This is a genomic window from Nocardia anocheti (assembly GCF_029675105.1).
GTDB lineage: Bacteria > Actinomycetota > Actinomycetes > Mycobacteriales > Mycobacteriaceae > Nocardia.
On sequence record NZ_JAQQFV010000003.1, the window covers coordinates 372,115 to 390,754 of the forward strand.

The following is an 18,640-nucleotide window of genomic DNA, read 5'->3' on the forward strand; positions in this document are numbered from 1 at the left end:
ATCCGGCCGTGAAACGGCCACGCCCCGCGCCGGGGGCATGTGGGTGGGACCGACCAGCGAGCAGACCCGCCGTCTGGTCGCCGAGAGCCGGATACGGCAAGGACTCTCGCCGACGATCGAGAACCCGGCCGCGATCGAATCGCTGGCACTGTTCCTGCGCAACACCCTCGACACCCTCGACCGCGACCACGACCGGGGTAGGCGCGCGGCGTGAGGGCGGCCCCGGCCTATAGTTCCCGCCACACGATCTCCACCGAGGAGGTGTCGAACCGCCACGCCTTGCCGTTCTGATCCACCCATTTCGCGGCGTAGATCTTCGCGGGTTTCACTATCACCTTCTCCACCAGGCGTTCGGTGGCTTCGTGTCGCCACCGCGCGCCCTTCGTGTGCCACGCCTTGCGCAACTCGCCCGGGGTGGACCCGATATCGGCCAGCACGGCGAGGGCTTGCGCGCCACGGAGTGAATCCTGTTCGGCACGTAGGGTTTTCAGTGTCTGTTTCAGGCTGGCGATGGTGCGTTCGGTCACCCGTAAATCGTCGGGGTCTCCCGCGCCGGTCAGGATCTCGCTGCGCTGGTCAGTCTCGGTATCCAGATTCCCCGCCGTGATCTCGATCCGCCGCTGCAATTCCGCGATGCGTCCGGCGTTGTCGTTGCCCCGGTCCAGCCGCGACAAAATCTCCGGGTCCTCATAGGCCGCGATCACCTGCTGGGCCACCCACATCTCCAACGCGCCCGCATCCCGGAACACCCGCCCACACCCACACCGCCGCTTCGCGGAGTCTTTGCCCCGGCACCCCGTATCGGCGCTGGGTGACCGTGCCGTGCTTGCGCTGCCGCTCGAGCTGCGACCCGACCATCCAGGCACCGCAGTACTGCCCGGCCCGGTCGGTGCCCTCGGGCCAGGTCCCCCCGCATTCGGCGAGCCCGGTCAGCCAGTACTCCCCGTTACGCTGCCGGGGCCGCTCCGGGTTCTTCGCCCGCCGATGCGCGGTGATCGCCGCCCGCATCGCGTCGTGTTCGGCACGGGTGAACACTGCGGGCCACTGCGCGCGGTGCCGGGTCCCGGTACGGGTGTGGACCCGGACACCGTTACCGTCAGGGTTGTTCAAGCACGCGCAGCGTTGCCCGGTGGTGTCGGTGTGCTCCCCCAGGTCATAGGCCACATACGCCTCCAGCAATAGCAGATGTGACAACTTACCCACCCGCCACAGGCCGCCCTCGGAGGTGGTGATGCCCCGGGCGTTCCAGTCGGTGACGATCGTGGTTTGCGATTCCCCGTTGATGATCCGGTCCCGGCCCTCCCGCAACACCGCCACCTCCTCGTCACGCAGCGCGCACCGGTCAAGGATCTGCGCGCCAGTGACCGGGTGGATACCAACGACCTTGCCGTATCCGAACCGGCGGGAACCGCCCTGCATCACTCCCTTTGCGGCTTCCTCGCTCATCCTGTCGAGGAGGTTCTCGGTGTTGGTTTCGCGGTACTCGGCCGCTTCGGCGACCTTGACCATGAAGTTCTTGCGCCCGGCACCGGAGGTGAGGTCGTATTCGGTGTCCTTGACGAACACATACCGCACCCCGGAATCCCGACCGAGTTTCATCAACTCGTTGCCCAGGTCGTAGTCACGGGTCAACCGGGCCACATCACGAGCAAGGATCGTCTTCGCCGGGCCAGCGGCCACCAGCCGCAATGCTTCGCGCAACCCCGGCCGGTCCGCGTCCGCGCCCGACAGGTCGTTGTCACAGAGAATCCGTGCCAGCGGCAGCCCCTTGCGGGTGGCGTGGGCGACTTCGTTCTTGGCTTGCAACTGCACCCCCTCGGCCCGGTCCTTCTCATCCCGGGAGATGCGGACATACCCGTACACCCACTGCGCAGGGTCCACACCCATCACCCCGGCGGCCAGGGTGGTGTTGATCTCGACAAGCCAATCCAGCTCCCTACCAACTGTTTTCGTCATGCCACCACGGTACGGAAGGAATGCGTAACGAACATGTCGCTGGGGTTGGAGTCACCTGGTACACGTGGCTCGAGCAAGGGAGGCCGATCAATGCCAGTGTGCAGGTGCTCGATGCGGTGGCTCGGGTGCTCGGGTTGGATGTGACCGAGCGGGCTCATCTGTATCGGCTGGCCGGGGTGACGGTGCCGACGGGTGGTGAGGTGGGGGTGCGGGTGGCCCCGGGGGTGCCCGCGATTCTGGGGCAGCTCGGGACGATGCCCGCGGTGTTGCTCGATTCGAAGTTCGAGGTGTTGGACTGTAACGACGCCTATCGACGGGTGTTCCCGAGTTTCGGGGAGGTCGGGCGGAATGTGTTGCGGGGGAGTTTCTTGTTGCCGGAGTGCTGTAATCCCTATCCGCACAATGCCGGGGATCTTCGTCGGATGGTGGCGTATCTGCGCGGGGCGTATGCGCAGCGGATGGATGATGCGCGGTGGCAGGCGCTGGTCGAGGAGATGTGCGGGGCCAGTGTGGTGTTCGCGGAATACTGGGCGAGCAACGATGTGGCGCCCGCGGGCGATTTGGTGAAACTGGTGTGGAATCCGGTCGTCGGGGAGTTGCGGATGAACCTCACGGTGCTGGCCGTACCTGGTTCCGGGGGAGCGTGGATACAGGTTTTCGCGCCGGTCGACGAGGTCGGCGCGGGGCGTGTGGGCACACTGCTGGCAATGTCGGACGACCAGTGGCGGCGGTCCGACGAGGAGCATGGCCGGTCGTGCGCCGAGCGGGTGGCGGTGGCCGAATTCGATAGTCCGCAGCACGCTACGTGGACGAAGCGTTTCCACGATCGTCGAATGTGTGCTGTTGCCGCAGAGCTCGAAGGCCGCGCCCGCAGGTGAACGCGGGCCCGCGGCGGCGCCTCTCGCAGGTCGGTGCCGCCGCGGGTGATCACGCCATCAGAAACGCTCGAGGTCGTAGAGCGCGACCCCGGACGAATCGAACACGGTGGCGTGCTCGGCGTCGGTGAATTCGACGGAGTACCTGGCGCGATTGGGGCTCTGCGTCACCACCAGGGTGTATCGGCCGTCGGTGTCCGGTTTGCTGGAGATCGTGCACGTCATCGGACCGCCGATGTCGAGCGGGACACCGTTGCTGTAGTAGAAGCCATCGCACTGGCCGCCGTCGGAGCCGAAGGTCTTGGTTCCGGATCCGTCGGAGGCCGTCCAGGTGCCCGCGATGGCGGCGGGGCCGCCTGCGGTCTGATCGCTCGACGTCGTCGTGCCCAGCAGCCGGTCGGCGAAGAAGGCGAGCAGTGCAAGCGCACCGACGACGACCAGGGTCGCGAGCACCGGGCGACGTTTGACCTGATTCACGACGCTCTCGATCGTCACGGAGCCTTCGGCGTTGATGTCGCCCGTCACACCGACATTGCCGGAGTAGGTCCTCGCGCCCGCCCCGGATGCGGTCGGCGCCGGGGCAGCCGGTGCGGTGGCCTGTTCGAGGTCGGCACCGAAACGCCTGTCGTCGGCGACTGCCCTCGAAATCGACAGCTCGGCGGCGACGCGCGTCTGTGGTGACACCGCTCCGTTTGTCGTGCGCGCCTCGTTCATCAGCTGCCGCACGGCCGGGTCGCCGCCCAGCTTCTCGACAACCACGCTGTGCACCCGAAGCGCCGCAGCGTCCAGTGCCGCGTCGGTGAGGCCGTTGACGGCCCGCCCCACTCGGTTGGCTTTGCCGATAGCCCAGGCGATCAACATGGCGACGACAATGTCCACGGGCATTGCGTACTCACCTTTCCCTAGATGCGGTAGCGGCCGCGGTGCCCCGCGGGTGGAGAGAGTTCAGCCCCACGTCCCGGACTCCCAGTCGACGGCGTTGTCGATCGACTGCGAGCCGTTGCGGCCCGCAGTCCCACCGGTGTCCTTGCTGAATCCGAAAGTGCCGCAATAGGAGTCCACTTCGCGACGCACACCGATGGTGTTCGCGGTGGACAGTGTCTCCAGGTCGTGGGCGGAGAGGAGGTCGTCGAGGGTATCGTTCTGGTCCTCGTAGCTCATCGCCGCGAACTCCGAACAGGTCACCTCTTTGGGGTCCTGCCCGCACGACACGGCTGTCAGTGCCACGAGAATTCCCGCGGCGACGGGGATGAGATGGCGCAGAGTCATGGTCGCCGCACCGCCCGTCATCGGCTGAGTCCGGCGAAGAGCACGAGCCCACCGACGATGGGCAGCGCGTAGAACCAATCCGTCATGAAGTACGTGCCCCGCGAGAACGCGATATACCCCGCGTATCCGGCGGAAGCGAGCCCGAGCGCGATCACCACGATCGCGCCGGTACCGTAGAAAGTGAATCCGGCTACACAGAGCATGATTCCGAAAACCGCGACGAACAATGCGTTGACAAATCGCATGTCGATATCCTCTAATCCGTTTTCCGAAGGGCGGAGGTGCGCCGATTCGCGCGCACCCCGCCCGGCGCCCGAATCGGCGGGCCTTCTCGTGACAACGCCTGGGGCGTCGCCGCATCGAGAATGCACGTCGTCCGTGGTCTTCCGGCCCATGGCCTGGAAATACTGAAAAGCGCTGAACACCACTGGAAAGCGGCGGGGGGTCGTTCGGAGGGAAAAGGGGTCGGTCTCAGGTGAACAGGGTGGGGTTTCCCCAGGCCAATGCTGGCAGTTTGCTCGAACGCCCGACGGCTGCGGCCACCCCGGCGAGCACAGGGCTGGCGACCGTGTCGGGTCGATAGGCGACCAGGCGCAGCCGGAGGACATCGCTCACGTCGTAGCGGACCCGCGCCGGTTCGCCATAGGCTACCTCCACCTGCTTCTGCGCCTCGCCGTCGAGGAACACCTGGAAATAGCCGATCTGGCGCGCGTCGACGGCGTCATCGAGGATGCCGACCACGCTCTCGAATTCCTGGAACGACCGGCGCAGGTTGTACTCGATCGGACTGCGTGGGTCGCCGCAGAAGTTCGCGCAGCGGTGAACGATGCTGTTGCCGTAGTGGATTCCGTTCAGATCCGCTCCGGTGATCCGCAGATCCGGGCCTCGCGTGATCGGATCGAATGCCTCGGTCAGTAGCTTTGCCTTCCCTTTCCGTGAGGTGACACCGATCCTTGTCGGTTCGGTGTTTCGACTTCTGAACTGCGGACCGATCCACTTGCCGCGTGGTGGCGCGGGGTGTTCGGCGACTCCGCTGAAGGCCGCGAGTAGGTCGTTGACGCCTTCGGTCGTGAATTCGCTGATCTCGTAGTGGGTGGTGGAATGGGCGGCCAGGAACACCGGGACCTCGTCGACCGAGCGGCCGGGCAGGATGACCGGCAGGATCCGCCGGGTCTCCCCGCGCAGGTCTCTGGTGAGATCGTTGCGCAGGATCGCTGCCTCGAACTGCGCGCCTCGACCCTCGTCGCTGGCGGCGGTGCCGTCCGCGCGGCGCTTATACGCGGGGGAGGCGATCACCAGGACGAAGTCAGCTTTCGTCATCTGCTCGATGGCCCACAGCGACCAGTCCTGGCGTTCGCGGTCGTCCCAGACGTCGAGCCGGACGTCGACGCCCGCCTCACTACGGAGAAATGTGCTGAACTCGCGCACCAAATCCTTGTGCTCGGGAGTGTCGTGCGAATAGGAGACGAACACCCGGGGAGCTTCGCTGTCCGAAGCCGCAGATCCGGTCGTGTCCTGCTCGGTGCTCACTGGAGCGCAGCGGGCTGCTCAGCGGCCCCGGTCGATGGCATCGTGGTCCTCTTCCTCATCTCGTCCTCCTGATCGATATCCCGAACTGGTTCTGCCCGAGTGGAATACGCGCCGTTGCGTCCCTGGCCGAACGCTGTGACGGGCCAGAATGGTAAGCGACCGAGACCGGGTCCCGGACCGCATCTCGGCAGGAATTCACCACATCGGATCCGGTACGGCGTACAACGCCCGCGCCAACCGGGATTCCGCCGGGACGGCCAGATCCCAGGTGAGTGGCAGCGGGAGGATGCGGTGGCGTCGGTGGTCGACACCGAAGCGCGCCAGCATCGCCGAACCGCCGCCGTCGGAACCGCCGCGCCGCTCGGCCAGCACGATCGGTGCCTGCGTCGGATACAGCAGTGGGAACAGCAGCGTCAGCTCGAGTTCCGCCGTGCGCAGCATGACCGCGACATGGACGACACCCTCGACATCGACAGTTCGCGGGGCGGACGCCGAGGCGACGAGCGCGGTCGCGAGTCGCGCACAGTCGCGAGCGATCGGCAGGATCTGCACCCGGGCAGGACGGACCTCGATCGCCCCTCGCGCGGTGGGCGCTGCGACGAAGACCGAAAGCATGCCGTGGGGCAGGAGCACCTGATGATCGCCCGTGCGCTGATTCTCTCGCGTCACAATGGGTGTGACGTATCGGCCGAGCCACGGTGTTCGGCGCAGCGAGTCGGCGAAGGCCGCGAGGTCACCGGCCGAGGGACGGTTCACGTTCTCGGCGTGCGAGTGCACGATCCCCTTCAGTTCGACGTCGGGCTCGTCGTGTTCGATGCGAGTGAGCGCGCGCTGGAACGCGGGCGAGAGGCGGAAGGTCGTCGCGGTCGAGATCGCGTCCAGGTCAGGCAGGAACGTGGTGATCAACGGAAGCCCGAGCGGGCCGAGCAGTCCACCGCCGCGTTCCGGCGGCGGGGCGGCGACGTGCTGGTCGATGGCGGCCAGCACGGAGTCGACCAGGGAGATATGGCGGAACATCCGCTCATGCGCCCCGGTAGGCGTCGCGCCGGATACCCTCGCGGTCCACCGGTAGCCGACGGCGCTCCGTCGCGACCAGCGCGTGGAAGGTCTCGAAAGTGACTTGCGAGAACTGGCGGTCGGTGATTTCTTCCGTTCTGTCCACCAACAGAATCCGCCCATCGGTGTCCACCACGAGGCCGTGCGGCCGGGACGGATCGGCGCTCGGTCGGGATTCCGATCGGCTCAACGCATCGGACACGGTCGTCTCCTTCGGTAGACTGAATCGTCATGCCAGCACGATCGAGGTGCGAGGCGCCCGGGGTTCTGGAAAGCACTCGAAAACCCTGAGGGATGCTGTGCGGTCCGAGCAGGAGGCTTGACAGTGGGCGGCAAGAAGAAGACGCCGGAGATGGAGCGATTCGCCGCCGAGCTCAACACTGCCGCGCTGCGGGCCGAGCGGACCCACAAACGCGTCAAACGCTCCGTGGTCGCCAGGAAACTCAACGTTTCTCCTGGTAGCGTGTACGCCTACTTGAGCGGTGAGACCCTGCCCAATACTGAACGATTCGATCTCTTGCTCTCCGCGCTGAACATCTCCGGAGCCGATGCCAAACAGCTGACCGAGGTGCGCGAATCCATCGAGATCGGGCGCCTCGGCGAGTCCGTGAGTTGTGGGGGTGACCCCGACGACCGCTCCGGAACCGAAGCGCTGACGCGGGCGACGCCGCGCCACACCGAATTGCCCCGCGATATCGCTGTGCTGCACGGCCGCGAAGACGAACTCGAGCGCGTCATCGCGCTCGCCGGTGCCGCCGGTGCGGTCTGTGCGCTGTCCGGTCTCGGCGGGGTCGGCAAGACGGCCCTCGCCGTGCGCGCCGCACGACGTCTGCTGCCCAGGTTTCCCGACGGCTGCCTGTTCCTCGACTTGCACGGCTACGCCGCAGGCCCGGTCGTGGCACCCGAGGTGGCCGCGGGTGCGCTGCTGCGGCAGCTCGGGGTCGCTCCCGAATCGGTTCCCGCGCAACCAGACTCGCGGATCTCGCTGCTGCGGGAGCTGCTCGGGGCCAGGAAGTGCCTCGTCGTGCTCGACAATGTCCTGGACTCGGCCCACGTGGCGCCACTGCTGCCGGGAACGAGCGCGTCGTCGATCCTCCTCACCAGCCGTGGCACGCTCAACGGACTCGACGAGGTGGGCCGGGTACCGATCGGGCGGCTGGCGGACGCGGACGCGGTCGCCCTGCTCGACCGCCTCACTCACGGGCTCCCCGCCGACCGTGCACCGACCCCGCGGCAGCGAACGGCGATCGCGCGGCAGTGCCACGGACTGCCGGTGGCCGTGCGGATCGCAGCGGCGATCCTGCGCAGCGAGCAGTGGCCGACAGCCGCGGGTGGCGGCGACCCCCACGTCGAGCTGGCGATGCTGCACGACGGCGATCGTGATGTCGAGACCCTGTTCGAGTTCTCCGTGACTCGTCTGCCCGCGGACTCGGCGTGGGCGTTCACGGTGCTCGGCCTGCACCCCGGCACGAGTTTCGACATCGAGAGCGGTGCGGCCCTCATGGGCGTGGAGCCCCCGGCCATGTGGCGGCACCTGCGCCTGCTGGTCGAGGTGAGTCTGCTCGAACCAGATGAGCGTGGGCGCTACCGATTCCACGACCTATTGCGCGACTTCGCCCGCCGTCGCGCCACGGCGCACGGTGACGAGGCCGCCCGGGCCGCCGTCGGTCGCCTCGTCGACCACTACACCGTGTTCGCCGACAGTATGGATCGGGTCCTGACCCCGTCCCGTCACCGCGCCGAGATGACACCCGGTGCACCGCGCCGGACCACGACGGTCACGACCTACCCGGAGGCCATGGGCGCGATGACCGCCGAGCGGGACAACCTGGCCGCTGTGGTTCGGACCGCGTCCCGGTACGGGCTCGACGAGCAGTGCTGGCAGATCGCCTTCGCCGTGCGCGGATTCGCGTTCATCGCCAAGGATATCGAACTGTGGACCGAAACCCATCATCTGGCCGTCGCGGCCACGGTGCGAGCAGGCAACCAGTACGCGGAGGCCGTCACCCGCAACAACCTGGGTCTCGCCACGATGACCACCGGTGACGACACCGCGGCCGCGGCGCTCTACGAGCAGGCACGTGGGCTGTTCGTGCGACTCGGCGACCGCCACGGTGAACACACCACACTGGCCCACCAGGCGTGGGTGCACGTGCGTAGAGGGGAATTCGAGCAGGCGCTCGCGCTCAGTCTGCGCGCGCTCGCCTTCGTCGAGGTCCACGGCGCGCCACGCAACAGGGCCATCCTGCTCCGGGACACCGCCCTGATCGAGGTGAAGCTCGGCCGGTGCCTCGACGCGGTGCCGCGACTGCTGACCGCGGCCGAGATGTTCCGCACATTTAACCTGTTCGTCGACGAGGCCATGACCTCGAACGTGCTCGGTGACGCCTACCTGGCTCTCGACGACCACACCGACGCGCGGGAGGTCTTCGCCCGCGCCATCGAGCTCGCACGGATGGCGGGCAGTGTCGCTGAGCAGGCCCGTGGCCACGACGGACTCGGAAAGGTCGCCGCCGCCCGCAGCGACGGCACGGTGGCGCGACATCACTGGCGCGCCGCGATCGACTTGTTCACCGAGGTGGGTGACCTCGCCCGCGTCGCCGAGATCGCGGCCCGCGTCGAAGAACTGGGAACCCCTCCGGAGGACACCCCGCCATCCAGCGGCGATCGGCTGAACAACTCTGTAATCGTCTGAACGCCAGCGGTATCCCGATTTCGTCCTGCCGTCACTACCGTCGATGGCGTGAACATGGTCGCCACTCTCATCACGGCCGTGACGACCGTCGCGGTTGCCGGACTCGCCTACCTGCTCAACCAGCGTGGCCAGCTCGCACAGGAACGCAGGCAGGCACGACTTCTCCGGGTCAGCAGGCAGATTCGCGAACTGTACGGTCCGCTGCACGTTCTGGTCGACATCAACGAGCGCATCTGGGAGAAGCTGCGCGAGTCGCAGCTGCCCGCTGCGCCGCACCGTCGGCCCGACCTCGCCACCGACAATTGGCTGCGGTGGCGTGACCACGCGCTGATGCCGGTGAACCGGGCCATGCGCGACCTGATCATCGAACACGCCGACCTGGTCCAGGACTACGACGTGCCCGAACCACTGCTGACCTTCTGCTCGCATGTCGCCTCTGTCGAGGTGCAACTGGCCGCCGAGTCCGACGGTCTGCACGTCCGATCCCTGGTACCGCACCCAGGTGCCGCCTACGTCCGCTATGTGCGCGACACCTTCGGACAGCTCACCACAGAGCAGCGAAAGCTGGCTCGCGCGGAGAATTGACGCGACCGACCGGAACTCAATTCCGGACGGAATCGAATCGGATCGTTCAATTTCGCGAATCGGGTTGCGGCAGAACGAATAGTGACGTATTCATCTACCCGGTGAGTGTGCTGTCGGCAACGTTGCCGCGAACAGTGCCACCGCCCTCGGAAGTCTGGACTGGAGCATCTCGTGAGTTTCACCAAAGCGAAGCGATCGCGATGGCTGGCCGTCACCACGGTCTCGGCCCTGGGCGTGGCGGCACTCGCGAATGCCGAGGGCGCGTGGTCCTTTCTGGAACGCCTCACGTCGGACTCGACCTCGTCGTCTCCCGGTTCGACCGAGGAACGGGCCTTGCCGTCCGCGCCGTCGGTGGCGACCACGTCCGTTCCCGTCACGTCGATGGCCACGTCGGCGATGCCCGCGCCCACCGTCGGGTGGTACGACCTGACGGCCTACCGGGCCGTGTCCTGGAACAACGGATTCGACCCGGTCGATCCTGTTCGGATCGGTGCGGCGAGCTTCCCGGCCAGCATTGTCGGGTTCTACCCGTCGACGTCGTCGGATCCGATGGACCGCGCGATCTGGACCGTCGGCGGCAAGTGCGATCGCTTCTCGGTATGGATCGGCAAGGACGCCGATTCGTCCTCGTCGGACGGCGTCGGTCGGTTCGTCGTGCAGACCGATGATCGTGAGGCCTTCGCGGCCGAGATGTCGATGGCGGACGCGGCCCGCGAGGTCGCTCTCGATATCACCGGTGCCATCCGGCTGACATTGCTCGACACGCGGCGATCCCAGGACGCCAAGAATGCGTGGGGGCAGCCCCGGGTGCACTGCACGGAACCACCGGGCCGGAAGCGCTGAGAAGGCACCCGCGCGCAGTTCTTCGCAAAAGTTATTACCGCAGCAAATAGTCAGTCGAGTGTGGCGACACCGCGCTCCGGACACACGAAAGTGACAATGACTCCACGGATCGGAACAATCGAAAGGGATCGCGCGCTGGCGCTTCTCAACGAGCATCAGGCGGCCGGTCGCATCGATCTCCGGGAATTCGATCAGCGTGCTCAGCAGATCACCACCGCTGTCACCCAGGCGGATCTGGACGTTGTTTTCGCGGATCTACCGGCACCGAAGAACGACCGGCGCAACCCGTGGCTGCTCGCCACCACCGCGCTCGGCATCACGTGCGTGGTGCTGATCGGTGCGGTGGTGGTCCTGGCACAGCGGGCGACACCGACGAGCGAGACCACGGCAGCGGTGTCGACGACTACGCCCCGGAGTAGTGCCGTGGTTTCGACGACTTCCCAATCCACCACGACCACGGCGACTTCCACAACGACGTCCGGTTCGACATCCTCGGGTGCGCTGCCGAATGTGAGCACCGACGCCGTCCAGTACGTGATGGACTTCGAGGCCTTGTCCGGGGGCAAATACTGGGATCTCGATTCCGGGCCGAGTCAGGTGTCTGGGACGTCCTACAGTCGCTCCGTTCTCCTCGAGCCCGCAAAGAAGGAGATGGCTTTCGTCGAGTACGATTTGGCGCGCAAGTTCACCCAGCTCGACGCCGTGCTCGGCATCCAGGACGACTCGACCCCTAGCGATATCGCCGTGCAGTTCCAGATCTACGCAGACGGAACACTGCTGACCGATGTCATCGTCAAACTCGGGGCCACGGTGCCGGTTCACCTCGAGTTCGACAAGCCGCTGCGCCTGCGACTGCAGGTGACCGATACGACGGGTGGCGACTGCGTCGGCGTCTTCGGCGATCTGCGCGTCACGCGGTAGCCGACGAATCGGCGGTGACGGCCCGGGTCGCGTCCGCGGCATCCTGGCGCTTCGCTCGCACTCGAGGTGGATTCGTGGGTGTTGCCCGCCAGCTGAAGTGGGGCGATTGTGTGACGCGCCATGACGTGTCCCCTGGGTGGGTAGCTCAGCCTGGTACCAGCACCGCGGCGCAGGCCAGGTGTTCGCCGCCGCGCGCCCGGCCGCAGGCCGCGCGATCGCACAGCGAGGCGGTGGTGAGCCTCGAACTCACTGCTGAGGAGCGTTGCCGTCCAGGGCTTCGGCGTTGGTCGTTGTCGCTTCGTACGCGGCGGCGACTGCCTCGCCGTTGTCTCTGGCCCACATGGTCAGGGCTCGGATGGGTTCCTCGAGCGTGCGTCCGAGTTCGGTCAGGCTGTACTCCACCCGCGGCGGAGCTTCCGCGTAGACCTGTCGGGTGACGAGCCCGTGGTCTTGCAGTCGACGCAATGTCTGGGTCAGTACTTTGCGGGAAACGCCACCGATCAGCTCGACCAGCTCACCGTGCCGCAGTGGACCTTCGCTGAGGCCGAACAGGGTGACCACGGCCCATTTGTTCGCAATGATCTCGATGGCCAGCCTGGCCGGGCAGTCGGTCAGGAAGACGGTGCCGGGACGCAGGCTCATCGCTGAAGGGTACCTTTTGGTACCTATCGGCTTCCTAGGGTCGTTCGTATGCGACACCCACTCACGTTCCTCGCCTACGTCATCATCGCCGCTGTTCTGTCCGCGGTGCTTCTCGTCTCGGCCGGTGCGAAGTTCACCCGTCCGAAGCGATTGGTGGACCAGATGTCCACCCTCGCTCTCCCCTTCCGCATGTTGCCATTCCTCGGCGCGGTGCAGATCGCGGGCGCGGTCGGACTCGTCGCCGGAGTCTGGTGGGGTCCGCTGGGCGTCGCGGCGGCGGTCGGCGTGACGCTCTATTTTCTGGGTGCGGTCGCTACCCACCTGCGCGTCGGAGACTTCGCCGGAATACCTCCGGCCGCCGTGCTGGCAGGCGTAGCGGTGGTCACCGGCGGGTTGCGCGCCGCGACCCTCTGAGCGGACCGAGGCCTCCGGCGGGGTGTCGATGGTGCTCCCAGAGCCGAATTCGATAGTCCCCGCGTATGAGTCGCGAAACGAAATCCTCGGGTACTATCGCCGTCGGGGGAGCGCGAGATGTCCGATGGTCTGCTTAGTATGTCGCAGGCAGCGGCAGCTTCGGCTGCCTCACCACAGCGATACACGACCATCTCCAGGGGATGAAACTTGATCGACATGACACCGAATCCCAGCACGCGGCGTCGCTTCTCGCGGCGCTCCGCCCTCACTTCGGTCGTCGCGGCGGCGGCCCTGTGCGCGGCCCTCGTGTCCGGCTGCTCCAGCGAAGAGACCACCACCGCTCCGCCCACGGGTGCCCTGCCCGACGGCGCGCAGCTGGTGAAGGAGTCGGCCAAGACCACCCAGACCCTGCGCACCGTGCACCTGAACATCGACGTCACCAACCTGCCGGACCTGCCGGTGGAGACGGTCTCGGCCGATGTCACCAACGAGACCCAGGGCTCCGGCGCCGCGATGGGCGAGGCCAAGGTCAAGATCAAGCCCGAGGACCCGTTCACCGAGGCGAAGTTCCTGGTGGTCGACAAGGTGCTCTACACCGAGACCGGCGGCCGCTACGTGCCCGCGGGCCCGGCGGAGAAGGTCTACGATCCGGGCGTCATCCTGGACAAGGACAAGGGCATCGCCAATGTGATCGCCAACGTGCAGAACCCGAAGGCCGAGAGCCGTGAGGTCATCGACGGCATCAACACCGTGAAGATCACCGGCACCATCGACGCCGCCGTCATCGACCCGATCGTGCCCCGCATCGGCCAGAACGCCGGAACTATGCCGATCACCCTGTGGATCCAGGACACCGCGCCCCCGGCCTCGGATTCCACCAAGCCCTCGGATGCCGCCTCCACCGGTGACGGCCCGAACCTCGTGAAGGCCGTGGTGAAGAAGGACGCCGGTGAGGTCACCGTCGGCCTGTCCAACTGGGCCAAGCCGGTCAACATCGTGAAGCCTGCGGGCTGATCGGACCGGTTACCGGACCACCACCCACACCGGTCCGGGGATCGCGGAGCCTGGCACGCAGTGCCGTCCGCGGCCCCGGACCGGTGTGTCGTGTGGGTGTCGCCCTGGGTCCGCGAATCATCAACGCACGCAGGCGCATCCGATAAGAGAATGTTCAGCGAGATGCAAGGCGCCACAAGGACTATACGTGTCGGGACGCTGGTCGGCAGGCAGCACGCATCGAACGCCGATCGACACGGAGGAAGAACAAATGACGATCGATGATCGACCTGATGAAGAGGAGCGCGAGCTCCCGCCACCACCCGGCCCCGGGGGTCGGCCTCCCGTCAACAACGTATGGGTGTATAACGGCAGAGCCTACGACCTGAGCGACTGGATCTCCAAGCATCCAGGCGGTGAATTCTTCATCGGCCGCACGAAGAACCGCGACATCACCTCGATCATCGGTTCCTACCACCGTGATCCGGAAAAAATCGCGCGGATGATCGAGCGTTACAGCCTCGATCGCGCTGCCACTCCCGAAGACATCCATCCCAAGAACAACGCGCCCGACTTCCTGTTCAAGGACGGCTTCAACAGCTGGGACGACACCCCGAAGTACAAGTTCGACGACAAGAGCGACCTGCTGCACAAGGTCAAGGCCAGGATCAAGGAACCCGAACTGGCCGCGCGCCTGAAGCGTATGGACCGGCTGTTCGACATCGTCGTCGCGTTCCTGATCTTCGCCTACTTCGCGGTGCAGGGCCTGCGTCTGTGGGACACCAGCTGGATGCCGCTGCCGGTCTTCGTGATCGCGATGGTGCTGCTGCGCAGCTCGCTAGCCGGTTTCGGCCACTACGCGATCCATCGCGCGCAGAAGGGCTGGAACAAGTACGCGGTCAACGCCTTCGACATGAACTATGTCGCGCTGTCGTTCGTCACCGCCGACGGGCACGCGCTGCTGCACCACCCGCACACGCAGAGTGAAGTCGACATCAAGAAGAACGTCTTCACGATGATGATGCAGGTGCCGCGCCTGTACCGGGTGCCGATCCACACCGTGCACAAGTTCGGTCACCTGTTGACCGGCATGATCATCCGCCTGCTCGATGTCTGCCGTCTGACCCGCAAGGTCGGCATCAAGGACATGTACGGCACCTGGGGTGGGGCGCTGCCGCACTTCATCGGCTCGTTCGGTGTGCGGTTCCTGCTGGTCGCCGAGGTGGTCGTGTTCACCCTGGCCGGTGACTTCTGGGCCTGGGCCCTGCAGTTCGTGATCACGCTGTGGATCTCCACCTTCATGGTGGTGGCCAGCCACGACTTCGAGGTGCCCACCGAGGAACTGCACGTCGAGACCGACGACTGGGCGGTCAACCAGCTCGAGCAGGCCTACGACCTGACCGTGGTCGGCAACAAGTACGTCGACTGCTTCCTCTCGGCCGGGCTCAGCTCGCACCGTGTGCACCATGTGCTGCCGTTCCAGCGCAGCGGTTTCGCCAATATCGCCACCGAGGACGTGGTGCGCGAGGAGTCGGCGAAGTTCGGCGTGGAATGGCTGCCCGCCAAGAGTTTCTTCGGAGATCGTTTCCCCAAGCTGTGCCGGACTTACCTGCTCGCGCCCTCGCGCGAAGCCGAGGAGAACCGGTGGGGATTCGTGCGCGAGCATTGCGCACCCACAGCGCTGAAGACCTGCGTCACCTACACGGTGCAGGGCTTCACCGGTATCGGAACCGTCTGACCCTTCCCTGCCGGTTCCAGTCTGTACTCGAAAGGATTTGTGCCCGTGTCTGTTTCCATTGATGAAGGTAAGCGGCGACCCTTCGGCCTGCTGCGCACGGCCGACGTCGAGCGCGGGCACGAGCTGCTACCGCCCACGCCGCCGACCACCGTCGGTGTGATCGAAGCCGTCGCCACCGGCTCGCCGCAGCTGGTGGTCGACCAGAGCGTGAACGCGGGCCGGGTGGCCGAGCTGTTCACCGATCCGGCTCAGCGGCAGCGCATTCCGCGGATCTACCAGAAGACCCGGATCGACACCCGCCACCTGGCGATCGACCCGCTCGATCCGGACTTCCTCGAGTTCAGCCGTCGGCCCGGCACCATTCGGGACCGGATGAATCTGTTCTTCGAGCACGCGGCGCCGCTGGCCGTCGACGTGGCGCGGCGTGCGGTCGCCGGACTGGCGAACCCGGCCGAGGACATCGGTCAGCTGATCTTCGTGACCAGCACCGGCTTCATCGCCCCCGGCGTGGACGTCGCGGTGGTCAAGCAGCTCGGCCTGTCGCCGACGGTGAACCGGATGATCATCAACTTCATGGGCTGCGCCGCCGCCATGAACGGCATCCGCGCCGCCGTGGACTACGTGCGGGCGCACCCGGACAAGAAGTCGATGGTGCTGTGCATCGAGCTCAGCTCGGTCAACGCCGTGTTCGACGACGACGTCAACGACGTGATCACCCACAGCCTCTTCGGTGACGGTTGCGGCGCGGTGGTGATCGGCGCCAACCAGGTGCACCAGCCGCTGGCGCCGGGCAGCGTCGTGATCCGCGACAGCTTCAGCCACCTGTTCGACGACGCCGAGGACGGCATCGTACTGGGTGTGAAGGACGCGGGCATCACCTGCGAACTGGCGAGCAGCCTGCCCGACTACATCTACCGCGGTGTCGACCCGGTGGTGTCGGAAGTGTTGGCGCGCAACGGACTCGACAAGGCCGACATCGACCTGTGGGCGATCCACCCCGGTGGTCCACGCATCATCGAGGAGTCGGCGCGCTCGCTGGGGATTCCCACCGAGACCGCGGCGCCGAGCTGGGCGGTGCTCGCCGAGCACGGCAACATGCTGAGCGTGTCGTTGATCTTCGTGCTGGAGCGGATGATCCGCGACGCGCAGACCACGGCACCGATCTCGACCGGCGTGGCGTTCTCGTTCGCGCCCGGTGTCACCCTCGAGGGCATCGTCTTCGATGTCATCCGCAGCTGAGAGCGTAAGTCATGCAATTGCTCCGTTTTCTCGCCGCGCTCTCGCCCGCGAGGATCGCGGCCGTGGTGTTCGCGGGACTCGTCGCCGGTGTGGCCAACACCTACCTGGTGACGCTGATCAACGCCGTCGTCTCGCCCAAGCCGCAGCCCGACAACCTGCTGCTGCGTTTCGGGGGAACCGGTCTGGTGATCCTGGTCAGCGGCGTGCTGTCGCAGGTGCTGTTGATCCGGTTGTCCCAGGAGGCGATCTTCCGGCTGCGCAGTGACCTCAGCGCTGGCATCGTCGCCGCGCCGCTGGAACACCTCGAGCGGCTCGGCATGCACCGGTTGATCGCCACCCTCACCGAGGACGTGCGGTCGCTGTCGCAGGCGGTCACCGCGATTCCGTCGATCTGTGTCGATGTGGCGACCATCGTCGGTTGCTTCGTGTTCCTGGCGATCGTGTCGGGGCCCATCTTCGCGGTGACGGTGGCGGGCACGCTGATCGGCATCGCCTGCGTGGAGATGGTGCTCAAGCGGGTGCGCCGGATCTACCGGGAGGCCCGCGAGAACGAGGACGCGCTGCTGCGTTCGTTCCAGTCGGTCACCCTCGGCATCAAGGAACTCAAGCTGCACCGGGGCCGTCGCCGCGACTTCATGGACCGGCACCTGCTCGGTTCGGCGGGCACGCTGCGTGACCAGAACACCGACGCGGGCTCGAAGTTCTCCTACGCGCAGGGCTTCGGTCAGGCGTTGCAGCTGGCGACCATGGCACTGATCCTGTTCGTCGTGGCCGCGGCGCTGAATCTGCCGCGCGACACCATGATCGGGTACGTGCTGGTCACCACGTTCCTGGCGATGCCGATGCAGAACTTCATGCACCGCATCCCGGATCTGCTGCGCGGCGATGTGGCGCTGGCCAAGATCCGCGACATGAACCTGTCGATGGAGACGCTGCACAACGAGGATCTGTTGCCCTACACCGAACGTCCGGCGGCGGGGGAGGCCAAGCTGGAACTGTCGGGTGTGAGCTACGTGTATCGCTCGGAGGCGCCCTCGCCGATCCCGCCCCCGCCGGGCGCACCGCCCGGTCCGCCCGGGCTCGGTGGTCCGCCGCCGCGTCCGGGACCGCCGCCGCGCGGTGGGAACGGACACCCTCGGCCGGGACACCATCCGGCGCATCCGGGCGCGCGTCCGTCGGCGGGGCCGGATGTCAACGGCAAGAACTGGGTCGATCACGGCGCCACGGATGTGCGGCCGGTGCCGCTGGGTCCGCCGCCCGGGCTCGACGAGGCCGAGGACAGTGGATTCCGGCTCGGGCCGATCGATCTGGTCTTCGAGCCGGGACAGATCACGTTCATCGTCGGTGGCAACGGCAGCGGCAAGTCGACGCTGGCCAAGCTGATCACCGGACTGTATGTGCCACGCACGGGGTCGTTGTCGCTCAACGGGGAGAGGATCGACCACGACAACATCGAGTGGTACCGGCAGAATTCGTCGGCGGTGTTCACCGATTTCCATCTGTTCGAGGACTACCTGGGCTTCGACCGGCCCGGGATCGACGAGGAGGTCCAGCGCTACCTCGACGAGCTGCAGATCGCGCACAAGGTGAGCGTGAAGGGCGGGCGGCTGTCGACGGTGGATCTGTCGCAGGGTCAGCGCAAGCGGCTCGCCCTGCTCACCGCGCTGCTCGAGGACCGTCAGATCTACGTCTTCGACGAGTGGGCCGCCGATCAGGAGCCGCGCTTCCGTGAGGTGTTCTATCGCGAGATCCTCACGGATCTGAAGCGGCGGGGGAAGACGGTCATCGTGATCACCCACGACGACCGCTACTTCGACTGCGCCGATCAGCTGGTCAAGCTGGACTTCGGTCTGGTCGCCGCCTAGTTCGCCCGACGAGAGCTGG

20 protein-coding genes are annotated in these 18,640 nt (G+C 66.4%); 11 read left to right on the forward strand and 9 right to left on the reverse strand.

Features of this window, described 5'->3' with window-relative positions; all coding sequences use genetic code 11:
• Positions 1-43: 43 nt before the first annotated feature.
• Positions 44-214: a hypothetical protein gene (locus QC180_RS09240; protein WP_278262219.1), complete on the forward strand. Its 171-nt coding sequence runs from the start codon at positions 44-46 to the stop codon at positions 212-214.
• Between the two features lie 13 nt (positions 215-227).
• Here QC180_RS09240 and QC180_RS09245 read toward each other — a convergent pair whose 3' ends face one another.
• Together QC180_RS09245 and QC180_RS09250 are read right to left on the reverse strand one after the other, a co-directional pair.
• Complete coding sequence (locus tag QC180_RS09245) at positions 228-716, reverse strand: hypothetical protein (protein ID WP_278262220.1); 489 nt, start codon at positions 714-716, stop codon at positions 228-230.
• Positions 688-1,881 (reverse strand): recombinase family protein, encoded by a 1,194-nt coding sequence (locus tag QC180_RS09250; RefSeq protein WP_278262221.1) that lies wholly within the window; start codon positions 1,879-1,881, stop codon positions 688-690. Before QC180_RS09250 ends, QC180_RS09245 begins: the two co-directional genes overlap by 29 nt.
• A gap of 95 nt (positions 1,882-1,976) precedes the next feature.
• On the opposite strand from QC180_RS09250, the gene QC180_RS09255 reads away from it, so the two are divergent.
• Positions 1,977-2,834, forward strand: a complete 858-nt coding sequence (locus QC180_RS09255) for a helix-turn-helix transcriptional regulator (RefSeq protein ID WP_278262222.1) — start codon at positions 1,977-1,979, stop codon at positions 2,832-2,834.
• Positions 2,835-2,891: 57 nt separating this feature from the next.
• Here QC180_RS09255 and QC180_RS09260 read toward each other — a convergent pair whose 3' ends face one another.
• The 6 genes from QC180_RS09260 to QC180_RS09285 form a co-directional block, all read right to left on the reverse strand.
• Positions 2,892-3,716 (reverse strand): hypothetical protein, encoded by an 825-nt coding sequence (locus QC180_RS09260; RefSeq protein ID WP_278262223.1) that lies wholly within the window; start codon positions 3,714-3,716, stop codon positions 2,892-2,894.
• Between the two features lie 60 nt (positions 3,717-3,776).
• Positions 3,777-4,100, reverse strand: a complete 324-nt coding sequence (locus QC180_RS09265) for a hypothetical protein (protein ID WP_278262224.1) — start codon at positions 4,098-4,100, stop codon at positions 3,777-3,779.
• Between the two features lie 17 nt (positions 4,101-4,117).
• Positions 4,118-4,525 (reverse strand): hypothetical protein, encoded by a 408-nt coding sequence (locus QC180_RS09270; RefSeq protein ID WP_278262225.1) that lies wholly within the window; start codon positions 4,523-4,525, stop codon positions 4,118-4,120.
• A 46-nt stretch (positions 4,526-4,571) separates the two neighbouring features.
• Positions 4,572-5,630 (reverse strand): SEFIR domain-containing protein, encoded by a 1,059-nt coding sequence (locus QC180_RS09275; protein WP_347567313.1) that lies wholly within the window; start codon positions 5,628-5,630, stop codon positions 4,572-4,574.
• 195 nt (positions 5,631-5,825) lie between these two features.
• A complete protein-coding gene (locus QC180_RS09280) occupies positions 5,826-6,647 on the reverse strand; it encodes a Mov34/MPN/PAD-1 family protein (RefSeq protein ID WP_278262227.1) in 822 nt (273 codons plus the stop codon).
• A 4-nt stretch (positions 6,648-6,651) separates the two neighbouring features.
• Positions 6,652-6,888 (reverse strand): hypothetical protein, encoded by a 237-nt coding sequence (locus QC180_RS09285; RefSeq protein WP_278262228.1) that lies wholly within the window; start codon positions 6,886-6,888, stop codon positions 6,652-6,654.
• Positions 6,889-7,011: 123 nt separating this feature from the next.
• Here QC180_RS09285 and QC180_RS09290 point away from each other — a divergent pair, with 123 nt between their 5' ends.
• The 4 genes from QC180_RS09290 to QC180_RS09305 all read left to right on the forward strand — a co-directional run bounded on the left by QC180_RS09290 (position 7,012) and on the right by QC180_RS09305 (position 11,730).
• Positions 7,012-9,381 (forward strand): helix-turn-helix domain-containing protein, encoded by a 2,370-nt coding sequence (locus tag QC180_RS09290; RefSeq protein WP_278262229.1) that lies wholly within the window; start codon positions 7,012-7,014, stop codon positions 9,379-9,381.
• A gap of 48 nt (positions 9,382-9,429) precedes the next feature.
• Positions 9,430-9,966 carry a hypothetical protein gene (locus tag QC180_RS09295; protein WP_278262230.1) on the forward strand — a complete coding sequence of 179 codons (537 nt, stop codon included), beginning with the start codon at positions 9,430-9,432 and terminating at the stop codon, positions 9,964-9,966.
• Positions 9,967-10,200: 234 nt separating this feature from the next.
• The gene (locus QC180_RS09300) at positions 10,201-10,809 is read left to right on the forward strand and encodes an NPCBM/NEW2 domain-containing protein (protein WP_278262231.1); all 609 of its coding nucleotides are present in this window, start codon (positions 10,201-10,203) and stop codon (positions 10,807-10,809) included.
• A gap of 96 nt (positions 10,810-10,905) precedes the next feature.
• Positions 10,906-11,730: a DUF1707 domain-containing protein gene (locus tag QC180_RS09305; RefSeq protein WP_278262232.1), complete on the forward strand. Its 825-nt coding sequence runs from the start codon at positions 10,906-10,908 to the stop codon at positions 11,728-11,730.
• A gap of 246 nt (positions 11,731-11,976) precedes the next feature.
• Here the strand turns inward: QC180_RS09305 and QC180_RS09310 are convergent, their stop codons facing one another.
• On the reverse strand, positions 11,977-12,372 hold the full coding sequence (locus QC180_RS09310; protein ID WP_278262233.1) for a winged helix-turn-helix transcriptional regulator: 396 nt from the start codon (positions 12,370-12,372) through the stop codon (positions 11,977-11,979).
• Positions 12,373-12,420: 48 nt separating this feature from the next.
• Between QC180_RS09310 and QC180_RS09315 the strand changes: the two genes are divergently transcribed.
• From QC180_RS09315 to QC180_RS09335, 5 genes are all read left to right on the forward strand, one after another.
• Positions 12,421-12,786 (forward strand): DoxX family protein, encoded by a 366-nt coding sequence (locus tag QC180_RS09315; RefSeq protein WP_278262234.1) that lies wholly within the window; start codon positions 12,421-12,423, stop codon positions 12,784-12,786.
• 216 nt (positions 12,787-13,002) lie between these two features.
• Complete coding sequence (locus QC180_RS09320) at positions 13,003-13,800, forward strand: LppX_LprAFG lipoprotein (RefSeq protein ID WP_278262235.1); 798 nt, start codon at positions 13,003-13,005, stop codon at positions 13,798-13,800.
• A gap of 250 nt (positions 13,801-14,050) precedes the next feature.
• Positions 14,051-15,517 carry a cytochrome b5 domain-containing protein gene (locus QC180_RS09325; protein WP_278262236.1) on the forward strand — a complete coding sequence of 489 codons (1,467 nt, stop codon included), beginning with the start codon at positions 14,051-14,053 and terminating at the stop codon, positions 15,515-15,517.
• A 45-nt stretch (positions 15,518-15,562) separates the two neighbouring features.
• Positions 15,563-16,756 (forward strand): type III polyketide synthase, encoded by a 1,194-nt coding sequence (locus QC180_RS09330; protein ID WP_474646412.1) that lies wholly within the window; start codon positions 15,563-15,565, stop codon positions 16,754-16,756.
• Between the two features lie 11 nt (positions 16,757-16,767).
• Positions 16,768-18,621, forward strand: coding sequence for an ATP-binding cassette domain-containing protein (locus QC180_RS09335; RefSeq protein ID WP_278262237.1), 1,854 nt, complete (start codon positions 16,768-16,770; stop codon positions 18,619-18,621).
• Positions 18,622-18,640: the final 19 nt, after the last annotated feature.